The 1,137-nt window shown below is 46.3% G+C and carries 2 protein-coding genes; one reads left to right on the top strand and one right to left on the bottom strand.

Annotated features, from left to right (window positions below; all coding sequences use genetic code 11):
- On the top strand, positions 1-531 hold a 531-nt coding region (locus CLV98_RS23640; RefSeq protein WP_158281334.1), incomplete at its 5' end, for a hypothetical protein.
- Between the two features lie 44 nt (positions 532-575).
- Here CLV98_RS23640 and CLV98_RS23290 read toward each other — a convergent pair.
- A partial coding sequence (locus tag CLV98_RS23290) for a 6-phosphogluconolactonase (RefSeq protein ID WP_109678537.1) occupies positions 576-1,137 on the bottom strand: 562 nt, incomplete at its 5' end.

Raw genomic sequence — 1,137 nt, 5'->3', positions numbered from 1 at the left:
TTTACTTTTGTTGGAAGTTTTATTTATGTCAATCCGCCGGAACAATGGTTACGATTGGCTAATATCGTGGTATGTGCACTCTTGGGGCTGGGGATCACCATTTATTGGGTGGGGTTGTTTTTTACGGGTTATGCCAAGAAGCGCCCTTTTTTGTATTCCCTACTTTCACTGCCTATTCTTACGGCCTTGGTCATTTCTTATTCCCGCTTCGAAAGCAAGGCAGCAGGAGGGATAGCGCCTCGTTATATGTTTTTTTCGGCTTTTATACCCATTGTACTCATCCTGATATTACAAGACAAGGGGTTGCTCAAGCCCCGACAGCTCAAAACTGTTGTGCTGGCCTCGTTGACAATATGGGCTTTTAGTTTTTATTTTAGTTTGCTGGAGTTCCAGAAAATGAACCAGGACATTGAACAACGGATTGTCCAATGGAAGAGCGACGACTCGACCAAACTCGTATATTATGCCGAAGTAGAGCCGAATTCCGAAATAAGGCGTTGGGCTCTTGAGCACAGGATTATTTCGGAATAGGGCACTACTCATTTAATAGCTGCGCCTAGATGCTGTCGCAGCTCCTATTCCGAGGAACGATTCAGCAAGGAAGATGCTTCTTGGGCAAAAAAGAATACCGTGCTAGGGTGGTCCTGTAGTACGCTGGCAGGGTGAAGATTGGATATAGGTCCCTCTAGGCAGTCCTTAACGGCTGCGGCTTTGCGCTGGTCGGGGACCGTACAAATCAGGTTTCTGGATTTTAGAATCTGATGGACCGACATGCTAATGGCTTGCGAAGGTACCTCTTCTAGACTGTCAAACCACCCTTCGCCCAATTGCTGGCGACGACATCCTTCATCCAAATTGACCAATAAGTAAGGCGCTTCCGTGTTGAAGTCGGCAGGGGGATCGTTGAATGCTAAATGTCCGTTTTCACCAATTCCGACCATAGCCAGGTCAATTTCGAATGGAGCAATGGATTCATTAAGTCTGTTGATTTCCAATTGAGGATCATTCTCACCATTGATCAGATAGTAGGCCTTTAGTGGCGGGAGCTGATCGAGGTAGCGCTCCTGAATGTATTTTTTGAAACTCGCCGGATGCGTGGCGGGTAACCCTATGTATTCATCCAAATGAAACATGATT

Origin of the sequence: Dyadobacter jejuensis (assembly GCF_003149085.1) — a bacterium.
Taxonomy (GTDB): domain Bacteria; phylum Bacteroidota; class Bacteroidia; order Cytophagales; family Spirosomataceae; genus Dyadobacter; species Dyadobacter jejuensis.
The sequence above is the reverse complement of the archived record's forward strand: the minus strand, read 5'-3'. Positions and strand labels throughout refer to the sequence as shown.